Origin of the sequence: Peribacillus sp. YIM B13472 (genome assembly GCF_042788005.1) — a bacterium.
GTDB lineage: Bacteria > Bacillota > Bacilli > Bacillales > DSM-1321 > Peribacillus > Peribacillus simplex_E.
Map to the genome: position 1 here is coordinate 68,055 of NZ_JBHZPG010000015.1, position 17,507 is coordinate 85,561.

Below are 17,507 nucleotides of genomic sequence, written 5' to 3' on the forward strand. Positions count from 1 at the left end.
TTCACAGCATATAACATAAGTAAGTAAAAGTACACGGAAGCGGAAGCCGTTCCATACCCAAAACGAAAAAGGAAATCCGGAAGTATCCAGAAATCCTTTTTCGATTAGTCTTACCGTTCAATTGACTGCTTTTGTTTATATAGTGAACCGGAAACTAAGTTTCCCTTGTAAATGACCGCTTTACGTTCAGAACGCCTGGCAACTGCCTCTGCAGAACAGCTTGCGTCAATTAACACCAGACTTGCGGCATCTCCCGCTTTCGGCCATACGTGGTTACCCTTTTCGTCCAATGGGGTTTTTCCGCCGGTTATATACCCGAGTGTTCGGGAAAGTGAGACTTCATCAATCCATTTGAAACGTTCTGCGAGCCTTCCTGCTCTCTCCAAGATGTCACCATTCCCAAGAGGGGACCATACATCAAAGATATTATCATTTCCTACTGATACTTCAACCCCTCTTTCATGTAATAATTCGACAGGGGGCATCTGCCTGTTAATAGGGACACTGGTGACGATGGAAATCCCCGCATCCCTAAGAATGTCAGCTAGATCATAGGCTTCTTCCTTGGATACGTCCCCGATACCGAAAGCATGGCTTAATGCTACCCTGCCTTCCCAGCCCGCCTGCTTGGTCAGTGCTGCCAAACGTTTCATGGTGAACGTGCCCAGATGGCCTGGATCATGCAAATGCAAGTCCACATCAGCGTTCGCTTCCACTGCTAAATCCATCAATTGAACCAGCGATGCCTCAATATTGTTATCGACTGTGGCTGGATCCACCGCCCCGACGATTCCTGCTCCGTTTCGCAATGCCTCCCTGACAAGCTTGACAGAACCGGACCGCAATAATCCATGCTGCGCAAATGCGACGATTTCTGAACTGAGTCTATTAGAATAGCCAGCATGCGCCTGTTGTACCTGCTCTAAGTTTTGCAATCCCACTTCCGGGTAGATATCAACATGAGTCCGTACATGTGTGGAGCCAGAAGCTAAAAGGATTTCCAGTAAAGATTCAGCACGTTTACATGTGCTTGTTGCAATGGAAGGTAGAACCCTCTTCTCATTTTCAAAGCGTTCAATGACACTTGAAGAAGGAGTGCACGCTCTCCAAATATCCCCCATCAGTGTCTTATCAAGATGAACATGCTTTTCGATGAAGGATGGTAACGCCAGCAATCCTTTTGCATCTTCCACCGGTAAATCTTCATGTATGGCTTCCCCGTCTTTGACAATCTTCGTGATCCTTCCATCCTCCATCAACAGATGAAATAGACCGGTCATCGTTCCTGTAACTCTTTCATTCTCTTTCCGGTAACCACATTCCAAACGAACATTCTTTAACCAATAGATTGTATTCATGCCCTTCATCCCCTCTTGAAATAGTCCTTCAATTCGACTTCAAGGCAGATTCGCGATCGAGTCCGCCGTAAACCAGATTTCCATTGACCATAACCGCAGCACGCTTCGATCTCCTGGCAACTGCCTCGCTAGCACATGATGCATCCACAAAAACCATGCTTGCGTCATTTCCCACTTTCGGCCATAAACGATTTCCTTCAGGGTCCAGTGTCTTGACCCCTCCCGTAATGAATTGGAGCGATTGGGACAATGCATACTCGTCCTTCCAGTTGTACCTCTCGGCCAATCGTCCTGCCTTTTCCAGCATATCTCCTGTACCGAACGGGGACCAGGAGTCATAAAAGCCATCGCATCCGAGAGCAACATGGACACCTTTTTCATGCAGTGAATCAATCGGGGGAATGACCCTGTTGATCGGAACTGTAGACATGATGGCTACCCCCTGGTTTGATAATTCACTGGCCAGTTCATTTGATTCTCCTATTGAAACATCACCAAGTGCAAAAGCATGACTGATGGCCGCTCTGTTTTTCCACCCTGCTTCATCGATCAAAGAAGCCAGTTTCTTGATCGTATATAAACCTAGATGACCGGGATCATGTATATGAATATCAATATCTGCATCAAATTCAACGGCCAAATCGACCATTTCAAATAGGGAAGCTTCTATATTATTATCCACGCCGCCAGGATCCAGGCCGCCCACTAAGGACGCCCCTTCTTTCATCGCTTGTCTCATCAACCCTTTTGAATTCGTTCTTAGCAGTCCATGCTGCGGGAAAGCCACGATCTCGTATGTCATTTTCCCTTTGAAACGATATAATGCACTTTGAATCTCTTCCAAGTTCTTCATACCGATGTATGGATCGATGTTAACATGCGTCCTTACATGCGTCGCCCCGCCGCTTAACAATAGTTGAAGCATCCGTTCAGCCCGGAGCCGACCGGTTTCAGCCAGTTCAGCAAGCTCTTTTGCTTCTAACTTTAAGCGTTCGATTAAATTCGGAACCGGAGTGCATGATTTCCATGGCAGTCCTAAATAAGTCTTGTCAAGATGGTTATGCATCTCCTTAAAAGGAGGAAGTGCAAGCAGCTTTCCCGCGTCGTGAACAGGATCATCCGTTTTCAAAGGCATACTTGAAGCCAATTGCAATTCCTTTATGATCCCATTTTTTATATACATGTTGTATGCAGCTGTCTTCGTCCTATCAATTCGTTCATTCTCAAAAACAAAACCACTATCAAGTGTAACGTTTGTAAGCCAGTATGCTTCATTCATCAAATCACTCTCTTTAAAAGAAGATTAAACACCTGTCGTCTCAAAAGATGAAATAGATCCGCTAACAACATTGCCCCTGAAGATGACAGCGGCACGCTTTGCCCTTCTAGCCACCGCTTCCGCAGAACAACTCGCTTCAAGCAACACGATATTCGCCTCATCACCGACATTAGGCCATGCCTTGACCCCGTCTTGGTTTAATGGGGTCTTCCCTCCTGTTATGAATTGCAGGCTTTGCGCTAAGGAACGTTCTTCAATCATGCGAAACCTCTCGGCAAGGCGGCCGGCCTTCTCCAGATTGTCCCCGATGCCAAAGGGTGTCCAATGATCAGTGATGCTGTCATTACCCAATTCGACTTTCACCCCTTTTTCATGGAGCAGGGGGATGGGGATCGTTCTGAAGATCGGCACTGTGGATGTAATCGATATTCCTGTTTCCGAAAACCTTTCGGCTATGCCCGTTGCCTCCGGGACTGAAAGATCTGCCAAACCGCTTGCGTGGCTTACCGTTACCCTTCCTTGCCAGCCTGCATCTTCCGTCAGTGAAGCGAGGCGCTGCATGGTGAAGAGTCCAAGGTGATCCGGATCATGTAAATGGACATCGATATCCGAATTGTATTCAACCGCGATATCCATGATCGTTTCAAGTGATCGCTCTATATTTTCATCAATGGTGGCGGGATCCACGCCTCCTACCAGATTCGCGCCATTCTTCATGGCCTCCCTTATCAAACCGACGGAATTGCTGCGTAATAGTCCATGCTGTGGGAATGCGACGATTTCATACGTCAATTTATCCTTATATCCTTCCAGTGCCTGAATAGTGGCTTCTAAGTTTTTCAGACCTATAACGGGGTCAATGTTGCAATGTGTGCGTATATGGGTAGATCCGAAGTCCAATAATAAATCGAGCATTTTTTCCGCTCTTACTTTAGCGGTAGGCAATAATTCTGGCAGTAAGACCTGCTCTTCTTCTATCCGGGTTTTCACGCCATTAATGGCAGGCATGCAAGCCTTCCACGGACCGCCATAATAGGTTTTATCAATGTGGATATGCATTTCCTTAAACGAGGGGACCATCAGGAGACCGTGAACATCATGCTGTGGATCCTGATCCGTTATCGCTTCCTTCGCCAATAAAATGGAGGATATTTTTCCGTTTTCAATCTTGATGTGGTAATTTCCGGTTTCAGTGCCGGTGATCGTTTCATTTTCATTATAAGTAAACCCATTTTCCAAGCGTACATTCGTCAACCAATACGATTGAGACATTAAACTCACCCTTCCACTCCAGATTGAATATGCATCACTTTCATTATAGTTCTAAAAATCAACAAATAATTTCAGAATTTTTACTCATTTTTATGTTATTTTTACTTATTGCGGCAAAGAAAAAAAGCTCCCCTTAATGGATGAATCCTTTCAGACTGTAGACAACTCTATGAAAACTCATTCTGCCTGAAATTTTTTAAAAAACGTTCCAGCTGATTTCAGAAATCCGCTCCCTTTCGTCTACAAACGAAAAGGCTCACCCTAATGGATGAACCCTTTCTTCTTATCTCCCCATCACTTTATCGTTACTTCATTTATTTCCAGATAGCCTGAAGGGCTGATTGAAAATCCTTTTACTTCTTTAGCGACTGCAGCAACATTTTCTATGACTCTTACAGGAATATACGGGGTGTCACCCATCTCGATTTCCTGTGCCTCTGCGTATAGTTCTTTGCGTTTCCCTTCTTCTTTTTCCTTCCTGGCGGCATCTATTAAACGATCAACCTTTTGATTGCTGTAAAAGAATGTATTTCCTGCCGCTCCCTGTGATTCCGTATGAAATAGATTATATTGATTATAATCAGCATCCCCGGTCGCGTTTCTCCAACTGATGATGAACATTTCCGATTGCCCATTATTCACTTGTTCCACGAACGAACCGTACTCCATCACCTGTACCTTCAAATTGATCCCGATACCTTTTAGTTGGGATTGCAGGACCTCGGCCAAGTTAACTCTTTCTTTACTGTCCATTGTCAGGATGGTTGCATCCAAGCCTTCTGAATATCCAGCTTCGGCCATCAGTTTCTTCGCTTCCTTCAGGTTGTAATCATAGGCTTCGAGATCTTCGTTGTAACCGAATACTTTAGAGCCCATCAAGGAGTTCGCCTTCACTCCCACATTATTAAAGACACCCTTGATGATCGAGTCCATTTCAATGGCATGGGCGATGGCTTTACGGACCCTTACATCATTGAACGGTTCTTTATTGACATTGAACCCTAAATATTCGGTACCATACCCTTCACTGCGGTAAACATCCATTGCCGGTGAAGATTCAACCTGGTCCATGACAGCTACAGGAAGAGGCTCAGCGATTTGCGCTTCACCGGTTTCAATCATCGATATCCTCGTGGAGTCTTCCGGGACGACCTTGAAGATGACCTTGTCCACTTTTGGCTCGTCCCCCCAATAGCTGTCGTTTTTCGTCAATGTGATTTCCTGGCCTGGGGACCATGAATCAAAAACGAAAGGACCGGTTCCATTCGGTTCCTGGATAATCTTTTTGCCATACTTTTCAATCGTTTTCGGACTGATGATTCCGCCTTCGTGATTCGCCAATATGGAAAGGAGAGGGGAAAATGGTTCCTTTAAAATGAATTGCACGGTAAATTCATCAACCGGTTTCACCTCTTTTACCATTTCGAACACTACCGCCCTGGGAGAAGCGACCAACGGATTCAATAGTCGATCAAACGTCTTTTTTACTGCGTCTGCATTAAATGGCGTGCCATCATGAAACTTTACATCTTCCCTAAGCTTGAATTCCCAGGTCGTGTCATTTATTTGCTTCCATTTTTCTGCTAGCATTGGCTGTATCTCACTATTCTCATCCCGTTGTACAAGACCTTCATAGACTTTATGGTGAGTGACGCTAGCGGCGTTAATCGTGGACATGAACTGCTGATCCAAATTCTCAGCGTCGGATAAGCGGGCAATGACCAATGTACCCCCTTCGTTTGATGCCCGGTTCGGATCACTTGCCGTTGTGTTTACGTCATTGTTAGAAGAACAGCCCGTAATGATGATTGCCATGATCATGACTAGAAAAAGCCTACCTGTCCCACGTTTTAACCCCATGGTCTTCTACCTCCCAATTTCATTTTTTGAACATTTATCTAATTATAGGAAATATTCTGACTACTTTTTTCGAATATCTTTACTATGTTTTTCATTTTCTTTACTTGTTGTCATAAATTGCTTCCGTATCGCTTATCGATTCCACGACCTTGAATGATGGCTTAAACAATTCTTTCTCGGGAAGCTCCTGATAATCCCTTTCCATATATCCTCTTCTCATCTTCTTAAAATATTGTTGTCCCTTATACTTGATTTCCGTTAAATCCAGATTGGGGATTATTTGATTCTTCATGACTACTTTTCCATTTATGATGGATAATTTAACGTCCCTTCCAGACCCGCTTACGAACATGCTTCGAATGGGATCATCGATTACCCCCATATGAAAACTGTCCAAGTCAATCGCGATGATATCCGCCTTGGCCCCCGCTGCGATGCGTCCTAAATCGTTCCTGCCAAGAAAGGCGGCCGCATCAAGTGTGGCTGACCGAAAGAAATCGGCATAGACAGAGCCTTCCGTTTCTCCTTCCACCATCCGTGAGAGCATGCTGCCTGTCCTGACGTTCTGGAACATATCAGGAGGGAATGTGTCCGTTCCAAGGGCTATATTGATCCCAGCCCGTTTATATTTAGCAAAAGATTCCAGCGCCTCCCCATGCCTTCCGATGATCAGAGGGCAATGAATCACCGTTGTATTCGTTTCAGCAAGCAGCGCCAAGTCATCACCCTGTCCATATTCCGCTTTACTATATCCTGAAACAAAGTGGGCATGCGGGATCCCTGTTCTTGGACCGAGAAAGCCAAGATCGTACAAATATCTGATCGGTGTAACTTGATGGGCTTTCCAGATGGTGTTGAATTCAAAACTTCCTTGTGCAGCATGCAGCTTTATCGGTACGTCCAATTTTTCGCTGTAATATTTAATCTGTTTTAATTGATCTGCCGTTTGGGACTCTATACGTTCTGGGGCAAGCATCCCTCTGACCATGCCTTCATATGCTCCATCGAATTTTTCTACAAACTCGACCGTTTTCCGTAATCCCGCTTCCCCGGCTTTTTCATCCCAATGCAGTTTAATATTCCCGTTAGGCTGGACGACTCTCATTCCTGATTGGAAACTCGGGCCAAGGTAAATCCTTAATCCCAATCCAGCTGCATGTTCTGCCGCAACTGCCAATTCATCATAGGTTTCAGCCCAGCTTTTATAAAAAACGGAAGTAATGGGCATCGCCGTCGTCACGCCATGAAGAATGAGTTGTGAATAAGCATATAGTGATTTAAAAGCTTCTTCTTCCTCGGTCATTAATTCAGGATGTCCGCTTTTTATATAATTCTCTGACCAGAGAAGGTTTTTCTGTCTGTCGGCATCGGCTTCAAAATGTAAAATATCATGGTCAATGTCCCCTAATGCATTTAAATCTATGAACCCGGGACTGATAATGGCGTTACCGGCATCCATTACCTCGTCCACTTCTTCTGGATAATTTTTTCCGACATACAGAATCGTGTCTTTTTCATAAATGATTTCCGCGTTTTCCAAAATGACATGATCGCATCCATCATATCCAATTACATATCTTCCTTTAAGCATGGTTTTCATCTTATTCCCCCTTTCACCATCGCGGCAGCGTCTTCTCCTTCGTCATATCGCTTTTCATCTACATATGCCCTGGCATGGCCCCAGAAATATTTCGTCGGTTGCATATACTTTTCGAGCCCCGCACGCTTTATCGTTGAAAAGGCCTCCTCATTCGCTTCATCAAGCACTGTACTTTCATGGACCGTCCGTACATTCCTCCCTTCCATGATCAATTTCCCATCCACAATGACATGCTCCACATCATTCGCCACTGCTTGAAATACAAGCCGGTGTACATGCATGAATTCAGGGGTCAGATGAGGCTGATGCAGATTGACCGTAATGACATCCGCTTTTTTCCCGATCTCAAGGGAGCCTATTTCATCATCCCAGCCAATGCATTTCGCAGCATCTATCGTGATCATTTCCAACAGCTTGCCTGGTGGTAAATAATAGTAGTCCCTAAGCGCTGCCTGGTGAACAAACTGTGTTTTCCTCATTGCCTGAAACATATCGAAACTTGTGGAAGGGGAAGTCCCATCCGTGGAGATTGCCACAGTTGCACCCATCTCCAATAATTCAGTTATAGGGGTTCGGGCATGAACCTGGCCAAACCCAGGTGATGCACTGACGTTGGTACCTGTTTCTGCCAGTATTCTTGCCTCATCGAAGGAAATGCCCCGACAGTGCTGTAAATGGACATCTGGACCCAATAGGGCATTTTCCTTATCCTGTACCGCTAAATGAATCATCCCGCCAAAGGCATCAGAGTGAATGCGTGTGTTATATTTCCTGGCAATCTCCCTTATTTTCTTCGCTTGATAAAGATCATGATCAGTCAGCCCATAAAGCCTGTCAGGAGATGTGGGATTGGAGGGATCCACGGATGTCACGATGACAAATGGTGTAATGAAGGCTCTCGTACGGTCTTCATTCGCATGGTTCAGCGCCTCGATTACAGCTTCCGCCCCCTGTAACACTTCTTCATACGAAACTTCCTTTTCCACTCTCTTTCCGTCAATCCACCGGCTGAATGAATGGGGCCACGGAGGGTTGCAAGGACCCGTGCATACCACTTCCCTGATCCCCACTTCAGCGTATGCTTTTGCATGATTGATGGCAAAAATCGGTTCATCGGACCGCGGCATGGAGCCTAACACGCTCACCCCAGTTGTCACGCCCGCCTTTAATCTCTCAAGAGAGGATAGCTTTCCTTCGTAATACCAAAAGTCATCTGTAACAAAATGCTTGTACGCATTCGTCATGATGGGCATCCAAAAGTCAATATTCTCCATTGCGATCGTTTTGAACATGGAATGTCCCCCATGCCCATGAACATCTATCAATCCCGGCAATATGCATTGATGGCTGCAATCGATGACTTTTACAGCCTCATACTTCAATTTTAGTTTTTCGCTTGAATCAACGGCTAAAATCCTTCCTTGATGTATGGCGACGGCGCCATCCGGCAGAATTCTCCGGTTTTGATCCATGGTTATCACGGTCCCATGGATTAGCAGTAAATCTATCATATTTCCCCTCCTAATTGAGAAGACAGCATAACATCCTTATGCTGCCTTCCTTTTGTGATGAATTCCTACTTCACGGTTACGTCATCAAGCATTAAATAATTTGCGGGATTCAGCCAAAGTCCTTTAACCGTCCCGCCATATACGGCCAAGTGTTCATAGTTACGGATAGGAACATATGGAACTTCTTCCCTTTCAATTGCTTGTGCCTTGGAATATAGTTCCTTACGTTTATCGCCATCCGATTCTTCACGTGCATTTTCAATCAATTTATCCACTTCCGAGTTGCTGTAGAATGAACTATTTCCCGCAGCGCCTTGGGATTTGCTATTGAAAAGATTGAATTGATTATAATCCCCATCCCCGGTAGCATTGCCCCAGCCGCCTATAGCTACCTGGTGCTCACCCTTGGCTGTCGCGTCAATGTAAGCCCCATACTCAAGGACTTGAATCTTGACCTTGATTCCAATTCCTTTTAATTGGGATTGAATCACCTCGGCCATATTGATCCTTTCCTTACGATCACTCGTCGTCAGTGTAAACTCCAAACCATCCTTGACCCCCGCTTCAGTCAAGAGCTTCTTCGATTCATTAATATCGTAGTCGTAGCCTTTTATATCCGGATCATAACCAAACACCTTTGGGCTCATTGTTGAATTTGCCCTCGTACCGACGTCGTTATAAACCCCTTTGATAATGGAATCGACCTCGATGGCATGAGCGACCGCCTTACGGACCCGTACATCATCAAAAGGTTTTTTCTTAACATTGAAGCTTAAGTATTCAACGGCAAGTCCCTCCGTGCGATATAAATCCATCGTGCCCGACGCTTCGATCCTATCAATCTCCGTCACTGGCACTTGATCAGTCACATGTGCTTCACCCGTTTCAATCATCGCAATCCTCGTGGCATCTTCAGGGACAACCTTGAATACCACGCCATCGATCTTAGGCTTATCCCCCCAATAGTCCTTGTTTTTCGAAAGTGTGATTTCTTCACCAGGCTTCCACGATTTAAAAACAAATGGCCCTGTCCCAACAGGATTTTGAGCCAATTTGTCACTATTTTCCTTAATCGCTTTAGGGCTGATGATGCTTCCTTCATTACTCACTAAAATCGATAACAACGGAGCATAAGGATATTTCAGCTTGAATTGTACGGTCGTTTCGTCAACGACTTTAATTTCTTTGATCATTTCCAATTTACCAGCCTGCGGCGAAGCTGTTGCCGGGTCCAGTATCCTTTCGAAATTGGTTTTCACCGCTTCGGCATTGAATGGAGCTCCATCATGGAATTTGACTCCCTTCTGCAATTTAAACTCCCAAGTGACATCATCCAGTTGTTTCCACTCTTTTGCGAGCAGCGGTTTAGGATTCATGTTTTTGTCAGGAACGACCAATGTTTGATAAACCTTTTCATAAATGACGTTTGCAGATGGAATGTCTGTTATGAAATGAGGGTCCAAGGTGGTCGCGTCAGATAATCGCGCGACGATCAGCGTTCCTCCTTCTTTCGCTTTTTCCTCTGTTTCCTTGCTGCCGGTTTGTTCTGTTGCACACCCTGATAAAACGGATGAGATGCCTAATAAAGAGGCAAAAAGCAACCCAATCATACCTTTTCTCATTCTATTTCCTCCCTTTTCATCCTGCCTTTGTTTCTCCAAGTAACTTTCAGCTATGAGTACATCGGGCTTACTGTAAATTATAAAAAAAAACCGGATTTTATATTTTCAGAATCTTTACTCATTTTTTAATTATCTTTACTGCTTTTCCGCATCATATTTACTTCAATACCTTTTTTGAATAAATTGAATGAAAGAAAAGGAGGAAGTCCAATGAAGCCAGAGGTCGTAATGAATAATACCGAATTGAATGTAAACGAAAGAAAATCTCCGAAACTAAGACACTGGAAAGCCTTTTATAAAAAATTCAAGCGAAATAAATTGGCATTGATAGGCGGGTACATCGTACTTTTTTATATTCTATTGGCTATCTTTGCACCTTTGATCTCACCGCAGGATCCCTATGAAATTGATTTAGTCAACAAACTCCAGCCTCCGTCAGCCGAACATTTGATGGGTACGGATGATAAGGGAAGGGATATTTTAAGCAGGCTATTATATGGGACAAGGCTTTCATTAACGGTCGGGTTTGTCTCTGTATTCTTCGGGGCGTTCATTGGCATACTCCTCGGGTTAACAGCTGGTTATTACGGAAAATGGATCGATACCGTCATTATGAGGATTGTCGATGTTCTGCTGGCTTTCCCGGGAATATTGCTTGCTCTTGCCATCATCAGTGCACTTGGTCCAAGTTTAATCAATGTAATGGTAGCGGTCGGCGTCTTCTCCATACCTATGTTTGCCCGAATTGTACGCGGTTCCACATTGTCAGTAAGGAAGCTGGAATATATCGATGCCATTCGTGCATTGGGAGCCACTGACTTCAGGATCATATGCAAGCATATTTTTCCGAATATTCTATCACCTGTCATCGTTCAAGCCACATTACGTCTGGCAACGGCCATTCTGTCAGCAGCCGGATTATCATTTCTGGGACTGGGAGCCCAGCCGCCCTCGCCAGAATGGGGAGCGATGCTGAGCAGCGGTCGGGATTATTTGTTCAGCGCCCCACACATCGCTTTGTTTCCGGGGATAGCGATATCTACACTGGTACTTGGTTTCAACATCTTCGGGGATGGACTTAGAGATGCCCTGGATCCAAGAATGAAAAAATAAGGAGGAGAGAAAATGTTCGTATTTATTATCCGACGGGTACTTCAAACCATACCGGTTTTACTGGGAGTAAGTCTTGTTGTTTTCCTCATCATGCAAATGGTCCCGGGAGACCCGGCAACACTGCTTGCAGGTGAAGGAGCAACTAAAGAAACAATTGAATCGCTGCGGCATGAGCTTGGCTTGGATCGTCCAATCCTCTATCAGTACGTTGACTATGTCCTTCATGCCGTTCAAGGTGACTTCGGGGAATCACTCCGCAGCAGTCGCCCTGTTTTGGACGAAATCATGGTCCGCTTGCCCATCACCCTTGAACTGGCACTTGCCAGCATTTTCATAACCGTCGTGCTTGGAATGATCGCAGGAATCATCTCGGCTACCAAGCAATATTCGGCAGCTGACATTTCCATCATGATCGTTGCTTTACTGGGAATCTCGTTACCTAGTTTTTGGCTGGGCCTCATGCTTATCTACTTCTTTTCCGTGAACCTTCATTTGTTTCCAGTTTCAGGTTGGGGAACTTTCAGCCACATGGTTCTCCCAGCCATAACCCTTGGGGCTGGCGGTGCGGCCATTGTAGCAAGGATGACCAGGTCGAGCATGCTTGAAGTCGTTCGCCAGGACTACATCCGGACCGCGAGAGCCAAGGGATTAAAAGAATATATCATCATTTATAAACACGGTCTGAAAAATGCGCTTATCCCCGTCATTACCGTAGTTGGCCTCCAGTTCGGTGCACTCCTTGGCGGTACGGTATTGACAGAGTCCGTTTTTGCCATCAATGGACTTGGGAGATTGATAGTCGATGCAATCAGAACGAGGGATTTGCCGATGGTCCAAGGCGGGGTCCTCATCGCTTCCGTTATCTTCGTATTCATGAATTTAGCAGTGGATGTCCTCTATCGATACTTTAACAAAAGAATAGACTTGAACTAAGGAGGTATGATGATGAAACAGGATGATGATAAAATACTGGAGGTAAAAAACCTGCAGACCCACTTTTTCACTGATGAAGGAACGAGTAAGGCAGTCAATGGAATTAGTTTCTCCCTCAATAAAGGGGAAACGCTCGGAATCGTCGGAGAGTCGGGAAGCGGGAAAAGCATAACATCACTATCATTGTTAAGGCTCATTCCATCGCCACCCGGCAAGATTGCCGGTGGCAGCATCCTTTTTAAAGGGGAGGATTTGCTTACGAAGTCTGAAAAACAGATGCGGTCCATACGCGGGAATGAAATTTCGATGATATTTCAGGAGCCGATGACATCATTGAATCCCGTATATCCAGCGGGCGAACAAATTGCAGAAGCGATCCGGCTCCATCAAAAACTGGGAAAAAAGGAAGCATGGAATAAAGCGGTCGACATGCTTCGGCTCGTCGGCATCCCCTCACCCGAAAAAAGGGCAAAACAGGAGCCGCATGAGCTAAGCGGCGGAATGAGGCAAAGGGTCATGATTGCCATGGCACTTGCCTGCCACCCTGAAGTTTTAATAGCGGATGAACCTACAACAGCACTGGATGTGACGATCCAAGCCCAAATCCTCGAACTGATCAAGACGCTGCAAAAGGATTTCGGGACGGCTGTCATTTTGATCACTCATGATTTGGGTGTCGTATATGAAACCTGTGACCGGGTTGCCGTCATGTACGCAGGAAAAATCGTCGAATACACTTTGGCCAAGGAAATATTCACAAACCCAAAACATCCCTACACCATTGGCTTATTGAACTCCCTTCCGCGTCTGGACATGGACCAGGAAGAACTGACTACAATCCCCGGGACCGTTCCAAGCCCTTACAACATGCCCAAGGGCTGCAGCTTCGCTCCCCGCTGCGCACATGCGAGGGGCATTTGTGAACAGGCAGTACCGGATCTCCAGGCTATCGGTCCAAGCACCGAGGTCAGCTGCTGGATGTTCACCCCCCAATGGGAGAAGGAATATGACCAAGAGAAGGTGGGAATTTAATGATGGGTGTACCAGCTGCAGAGAAAAAGGTTCTGCTTAAAGTGGATCAATTGAAACAATACTTTCCGATCAAGGGCGGATTTTTCGGAAGAACCATCAATCATGTAAAAGCCGTTGATGACATTACCTTCGATATCCATCAGGGCGAGACCTTAAGCATCGTCGGCGAATCCGGCTGCGGAAAATCGACTACCGGAAGGGCCATCCTTCGATTGGATGAACCAACAAGCGGGAGCATTCACTTTCAGGATAAGGATTTACTCAGCTTGGGGAAAAAAGAAATGAGGCGCACCAGGAAGGATCTGCAAGTCATTTTTCAAGATCCATTTGCCTCCCTTAATCCGAGACAGACGATCGGCCAAATTCTCGGAGAAGCATTGGCCATCCAAAATGTAGTACCTAAAGAAAACCGAAAGAGCCGGATTGAAGAATTATTGGGACATGTCGGGCTGAGACCGGAATCCATGGAAAGATACCCGCATGAATTCAGCGGCGGCCAGAGACAGCGGATCGGCATTGCGCGGGCTCTTGCAGTGGACCCAAAATTGATCATATGTGACGAAGCTGTATCTGCACTGGATGTCTCCATTCAAGCGCAAGTGCTGAATTTATTAAAATCCTTACAGCGCCAGTTCGACCTTACCTTTCTTTTCATCTCACATGATTTAGGCGTGGTCAGGCATATCTCGGATCGGGTAATGGTCATGTATCTCGGAAAGATAGTCGAAATAGCCGATAAAAAGTCCATTTTCGAACAGCCGCAGCATCCATATACAAGGGCATTGCTATCGGCCATCCCAGTACCGAATCCTGTGCATGAAAGAGAACGGATCCTATTGACGGGTGATGTCCCCTCACCCATCGATCCTCCAAGCGGCTGCCGCTTCCATACACGGTGCCCTTTTGTACAGGATATTTGCAAAACACAGCTGCCTGAACTAAAAAGATCGGCACAAAATCATCAAGTGGCTTGTCACATTGTGTCATAACCTGTAGATTTCTGAAGGGGTCTTTAGTATGATACTAATAAACAGAATAATTCAAGTTATTTAAAAATATAACCAGCAGAGGTTCTCCATGCTAAGTTACGAAGGATTCACATTAATTATCATGCTCTTCATTTTAGCTCCCATCATGGGAGCTATCGCTCTTTTATTTCTATTCATATTCGAGAAAAGGATCGACCTTCTTGAAAATAAAAACAAAGAGATCCGCCTGGAGCAAGCACTGCAAGAAGCACAGTATAATAAATTGAACCAGCAAATCCAGCCACACTTTTTGTTCAATACACTGAATGTCATACTGGGCTTGGCCCGCCTGAACAGGACGGCTGAATTGATACGTGCCTTAGAGGCATTTTCACAATTCCTGAAATTCAAATATAAAGCATCAGAACCGTTGATCCCCCTTTCCCAGGAAATCCAGTATACCCAGCATTATCTCGACATCCAGACCCTTCGCTTCGGTGATCGGCTCAAGATTGACATGGAATGCCCGGAACCATTATCAATCGCACTGGTCCCACCCTTCATTCTCCAGACATTGGTGGAGAATTCGTTTAAACACGGTTTGGAAAAAAAAGTGGGTGAAGCCCTGCTGCATATCCGGTTCTATCTGGATTCGCAGATGGTATATCTGGTAGTGGCGGATAATGGATTAATGGGAAATGAATCTTCCGTTACGGACGAAGGCGGCCATGGCCTGGATAATATCCAAAAACGTTTATATTTGTATTTTAATGACCGTGCACAATTGAATATAGCATCTAATGAATCGGGAACTAAGGTAGAGGTATCATGGCCACTGGTTTTTGATAAGAAATTGGAGGAGGCGGAGCCGGAATGAATGTATTATTAGTTGATGACGAACCATTGGTCCTTGAACAAATGGAATATATGATTCAGTCCATATACCCTTTTTGGAAGTTTCACAAAGCTGCTGATGCCTGTCAGGCACTGACCCTCAACCAAAATCATAATATCAACCTCGCTTTCCTGGATATTAATCTGCCGGGGCGATCGGGTCTTGAATTTGGTGAAGACCTAAGGGCGCTTAACAAAGAAGTCGAAATCATCATGGTGACCGCGCATCAAAGCTTCGATTATGCCCAGCAATCCATAAGGATAGGCGTGGTTGATTATTTAACGAAACCTGTCATAGAAAGTGATTTGCATAAAGTCCTGGCCAAGTATGACAAAAGGGAATCTTCTCATAACTATTCAACCCTTATTCACCATTCGCTTTCATTCATTCATGAAAATTATGCCGAAAAACTTTCCCTTTCGGACATCGCTCGCGAAGTGCATACCAATCCGACTTATTTAAGCAGGAAATTCCATGAAGAAGTCGGCACTTCCTTTTCGGAATATTTAATGCACTATAGAATAAAGGCCGCTAAAAGGGCCTTAACCAATAACACCAGCTGGAGCATATCAGACGTCGCTGAAAACTCGGGTTTCAATAGCCAGCATTATTTCAGCACTTTATTCCGGAAGATAGAGGGAATTACGCCCAAGGAGTTCCGCGAGAAAGGAAAATGAACATTGCGATCACGTACATTTCAAGAATACGTACAAGGCCCCATTCAAATCGGGATGGGATTAGGGATCATCTCCCTCCTGGCACGCTGGGTGACAGGAACCACGATATTATCCTCCCCCGAATCGATGGTGAAGTATGGAGTTTTCGGCGGGATCGGATACGCCCTGATGGGAGCTATCGCCCTGTTCATGTTCAGCTTCATCGGAAAGAGGGTCCGGCAGGATTTCCCCGTGGGCTTGACCATCGGGGACTATTTAAAAGCCCGGCTCCATCCCCTCGGATATTGGATATTGATCGTGATTCTGGTCATAACCAGCTTACACATTTTATTCATTCAGGGAATGGCCGCGTCCACCCTATGTCAGTTTCTTTTCGATACGCCGCTTTATGTCGGGCTGTTCTTTTTTTTCGCTTTCTGTGTCCTTTATGCTGGATTCGGCGGGTTAAAGCTCATTCATGGATTCGCCGCTTTTCAGGTCATATCCATGTTTGCCGCAGTTATCTTGATTCCTTTATACTTTTTCGTCAAAGAAGGGATTCAGCCCGTTTATGATGGGATTCGTTTATACCATCCATACATGCTCGTAATCAATAAGTATGATCTATGGAGTTTTCTTTTTGCAGGACTTCTTGTCGGGTTCGGCCAGTTTTTCTTTGACCTGACATCATGGCAGCGATTATTCATGATGGAAATGAAAAAGGTTCCCTTAACATTCTCTTTGTCCGGCCTTATCTGGATCATATTCCCGCTCTCCTTTTCATCCCTGTTCATCATGGTTATCTTTACGGGCGGCTTCACTGATATACACTCGATCCTGGCTGGATTGGCAAACAAAATAACGACACCATTCTTTTTCATCCTTTTTGTGCTCTGCGCTTTCAGTGCAATCACCTCAACATTCGGTGCCTGCCTGCATTCATTGGTAAGCCTGATCGTAGCCAATATTCTTGAACCATTGCAAACAAAAAAAAGCGACCAGCAAAAAATAAGGATGGCCTGCCTGCTTTCAATCTGTATTGGAGGATTGGTTTTCGTTGCTACACTCTTCTATTCCCCAAACCTATTAGAGCTCTTATTTTATTCAGGCAATATATATTCGGCATTGCTGGCCCCAATCCTGGTTATCGTATTCAGCAAAGGGAAAGTCCCTGATTACATACCGATAAGCGCGGTCCTGGCCATTTTGACTTCATACATCATCAAGCCTTATGTAAGTGAATTCCAAAGCATATGGTTCAGCGGATTGGCTTCATTGACGATCCTAGTGATTTGTACGCTCCTTACGCTCATCAAGAACAAATGGAGGATCGTGAAAACAAAACGATGAATACGGCCAACCCCATTCATTATGCATGAATGGGGTTTCTTCTTTAATCTCGTAAAAA

Annotated in this window: 14 protein-coding genes; 7 read left to right on the plus strand and 7 right to left on the minus strand. The window is 45.1% G+C overall.

Going from position 1 to position 17,507, the window contains the following annotated elements:
• Positions 1-110: 110 nt before the first annotated feature.
• The 7 genes from ACFX4I_RS13595 to ACFX4I_RS13625 all read right to left on the minus strand — a co-directional run bounded on the left by ACFX4I_RS13595 (position 111) and on the right by ACFX4I_RS13625 (position 10,502).
• Positions 111-1,358: an amidohydrolase gene (locus ACFX4I_RS13595; RefSeq protein WP_377421228.1), complete on the minus strand. Its 1,248-nt coding sequence runs from the start codon at positions 1,356-1,358 to the stop codon at positions 111-113.
• A gap of 28 nt (positions 1,359-1,386) precedes the next feature.
• Positions 1,387-2,637, minus strand: a complete 1,251-nt coding sequence (locus ACFX4I_RS13600) for an amidohydrolase family protein (protein ID WP_377421230.1) — start codon at positions 2,635-2,637, stop codon at positions 1,387-1,389.
• 24 nt (positions 2,638-2,661) lie between these two features.
• Positions 2,662-3,909 carry an amidohydrolase family protein gene (locus tag ACFX4I_RS13605; protein WP_377421232.1) on the minus strand — a complete coding sequence of 416 codons (1,248 nt, stop codon included), beginning with the start codon at positions 3,907-3,909 and terminating at the stop codon, positions 2,662-2,664.
• Positions 3,910-4,203: 294 nt separating this feature from the next.
• The gene (locus ACFX4I_RS13610) at positions 4,204-5,769 is read right to left on the minus strand and encodes a glutathione ABC transporter substrate-binding protein (protein WP_377421234.1); all 1,566 of its coding nucleotides are present in this window, start codon (positions 5,767-5,769) and stop codon (positions 4,204-4,206) included.
• 100 nt (positions 5,770-5,869) lie between these two features.
• Complete coding sequence (locus ACFX4I_RS13615; protein WP_377421236.1) at positions 5,870-7,369, minus strand: amidohydrolase family protein; 1,500 nt, start codon at positions 7,367-7,369, stop codon at positions 5,870-5,872.
• On the minus strand, positions 7,366-8,880 hold the full coding sequence (locus ACFX4I_RS13620) for an amidohydrolase family protein (protein ID WP_230301050.1): 1,515 nt from the start codon (positions 8,878-8,880) through the stop codon (positions 7,366-7,368). Before ACFX4I_RS13620 ends, ACFX4I_RS13615 begins: the two co-directional genes overlap by 4 nt.
• A 65-nt stretch (positions 8,881-8,945) precedes the next feature.
• Positions 8,946-10,502, minus strand: a complete 1,557-nt coding sequence (locus ACFX4I_RS13625; RefSeq protein ID WP_377421238.1) for a glutathione ABC transporter substrate-binding protein — start codon at positions 10,500-10,502, stop codon at positions 8,946-8,948.
• Between the two features lie 228 nt (positions 10,503-10,730).
• On the opposite strand from ACFX4I_RS13625, the gene nikC reads away from it, so the two are divergent.
• The 7 genes from nikC to ACFX4I_RS13660 all read left to right on the plus strand — a co-directional run bounded on the left by nikC (position 10,731) and on the right by ACFX4I_RS13660 (position 17,449).
• Entirely contained in the window at positions 10,731-11,615 is an 885-nt protein-coding gene (nikC, locus tag ACFX4I_RS13630; protein ID WP_309519089.1) for a nickel transporter permease, read from the plus strand.
• A gap of 12 nt (positions 11,616-11,627) precedes the next feature.
• The gene (nikB, locus tag ACFX4I_RS13635; protein WP_101224404.1) at positions 11,628-12,548 is read left to right on the plus strand and encodes a nickel ABC transporter permease; all 921 of its coding nucleotides are present in this window, start codon (positions 11,628-11,630) and stop codon (positions 12,546-12,548) included.
• A gap of 12 nt (positions 12,549-12,560) precedes the next feature.
• The gene (locus ACFX4I_RS13640) at positions 12,561-13,580 is read left to right on the plus strand and encodes an ABC transporter ATP-binding protein (protein ID WP_377421240.1); all 1,020 of its coding nucleotides are present in this window, start codon (positions 12,561-12,563) and stop codon (positions 13,578-13,580) included.
• Entirely contained in the window at positions 13,580-14,569 is a 990-nt protein-coding gene (locus tag ACFX4I_RS13645; protein WP_283932160.1) for an ABC transporter ATP-binding protein, read from the plus strand. The genes ACFX4I_RS13640 and ACFX4I_RS13645 overlap by 1 nt, the downstream gene beginning before the upstream one ends.
• Before the next feature lie 88 nt (positions 14,570-14,657).
• Positions 14,658-15,425, plus strand: a complete 768-nt coding sequence (locus ACFX4I_RS13650) for a sensor histidine kinase (protein ID WP_377421242.1) — start codon at positions 14,658-14,660, stop codon at positions 15,423-15,425.
• The gene (locus ACFX4I_RS13655; RefSeq protein ID WP_230301053.1) at positions 15,422-16,120 is read left to right on the plus strand and encodes a response regulator transcription factor; all 699 of its coding nucleotides are present in this window, start codon (positions 15,422-15,424) and stop codon (positions 16,118-16,120) included. Before ACFX4I_RS13650 ends, ACFX4I_RS13655 begins: the two co-directional genes overlap by 4 nt.
• Before the next feature lie 3 nt (positions 16,121-16,123).
• Complete coding sequence (locus ACFX4I_RS13660) at positions 16,124-17,449, plus strand: transporter (protein ID WP_377421244.1); 1,326 nt, start codon at positions 16,124-16,126, stop codon at positions 17,447-17,449.
• Positions 17,450-17,507 lie beyond the last annotated feature (58 nt).

Bases quoted from the DNA above. Each gene is read 5' to 3' on its own strand.
- ACFX4I_RS13645 (WP_283932160.1), top strand. From the start codon at position 13,580: ATGATGGGTGTACCAGCTGCAGAGAAAAAGGTTCTGCTTAAAGTGGAT.
- nikC (WP_309519089.1), top strand. From the start codon at position 10,731: ATGAATAATACCGAATTGAATGTAAACGAAAGAAAATCTCCGAAACTA.
- ACFX4I_RS13625 (WP_377421238.1), bottom strand. From the start codon at position 10,502: ATGAGAAAAGGTATGATTGGGTTGCTTTTTGCCTCTTTATTAGGCATC.
- ACFX4I_RS13650 (WP_377421242.1), top strand. From the start codon at position 14,658: ATGCTAAGTTACGAAGGATTCACATTAATTATCATGCTCTTCATTTTA.
- ACFX4I_RS13595 (WP_377421228.1), bottom strand. From the start codon at position 1,358: ATGAATACAATCTATTGGTTAAAGAATGTTCGTTTGGAATGTGGTTAC.
- nikB (WP_101224404.1), top strand. From the start codon at position 11,628: ATGTTCGTATTTATTATCCGACGGGTACTTCAAACCATACCGGTTTTA.
- ACFX4I_RS13620 (WP_230301050.1), bottom strand. From the start codon at position 8,880: ATGATAGATTTACTGCTAATCCATGGGACCGTGATAACCATGGATCAA.
- ACFX4I_RS13610 (WP_377421234.1), bottom strand. From the start codon at position 5,769: ATGGGGTTAAAACGTGGGACAGGTAGGCTTTTTCTAGTCATGATCATG.
- ACFX4I_RS13655 (WP_230301053.1), top strand. From the start codon at position 15,422: ATGAATGTATTATTAGTTGATGACGAACCATTGGTCCTTGAACAAATG.
- ACFX4I_RS13605 (WP_377421232.1), bottom strand. From the start codon at position 3,909: ATGTCTCAATCGTATTGGTTGACGAATGTACGCTTGGAAAATGGGTTT.
- ACFX4I_RS13640 (WP_377421240.1), top strand. From the start codon at position 12,561: ATGAAACAGGATGATGATAAAATACTGGAGGTAAAAAACCTGCAGACC.
- ACFX4I_RS13615 (WP_377421236.1), bottom strand. From the start codon at position 7,369: ATGAAAACCATGCTTAAAGGAAGATATGTAATTGGATATGATGGATGC.
- ACFX4I_RS13600 (WP_377421230.1), bottom strand. From the start codon at position 2,637: ATGAATGAAGCATACTGGCTTACAAACGTTACACTTGATAGTGGTTTT.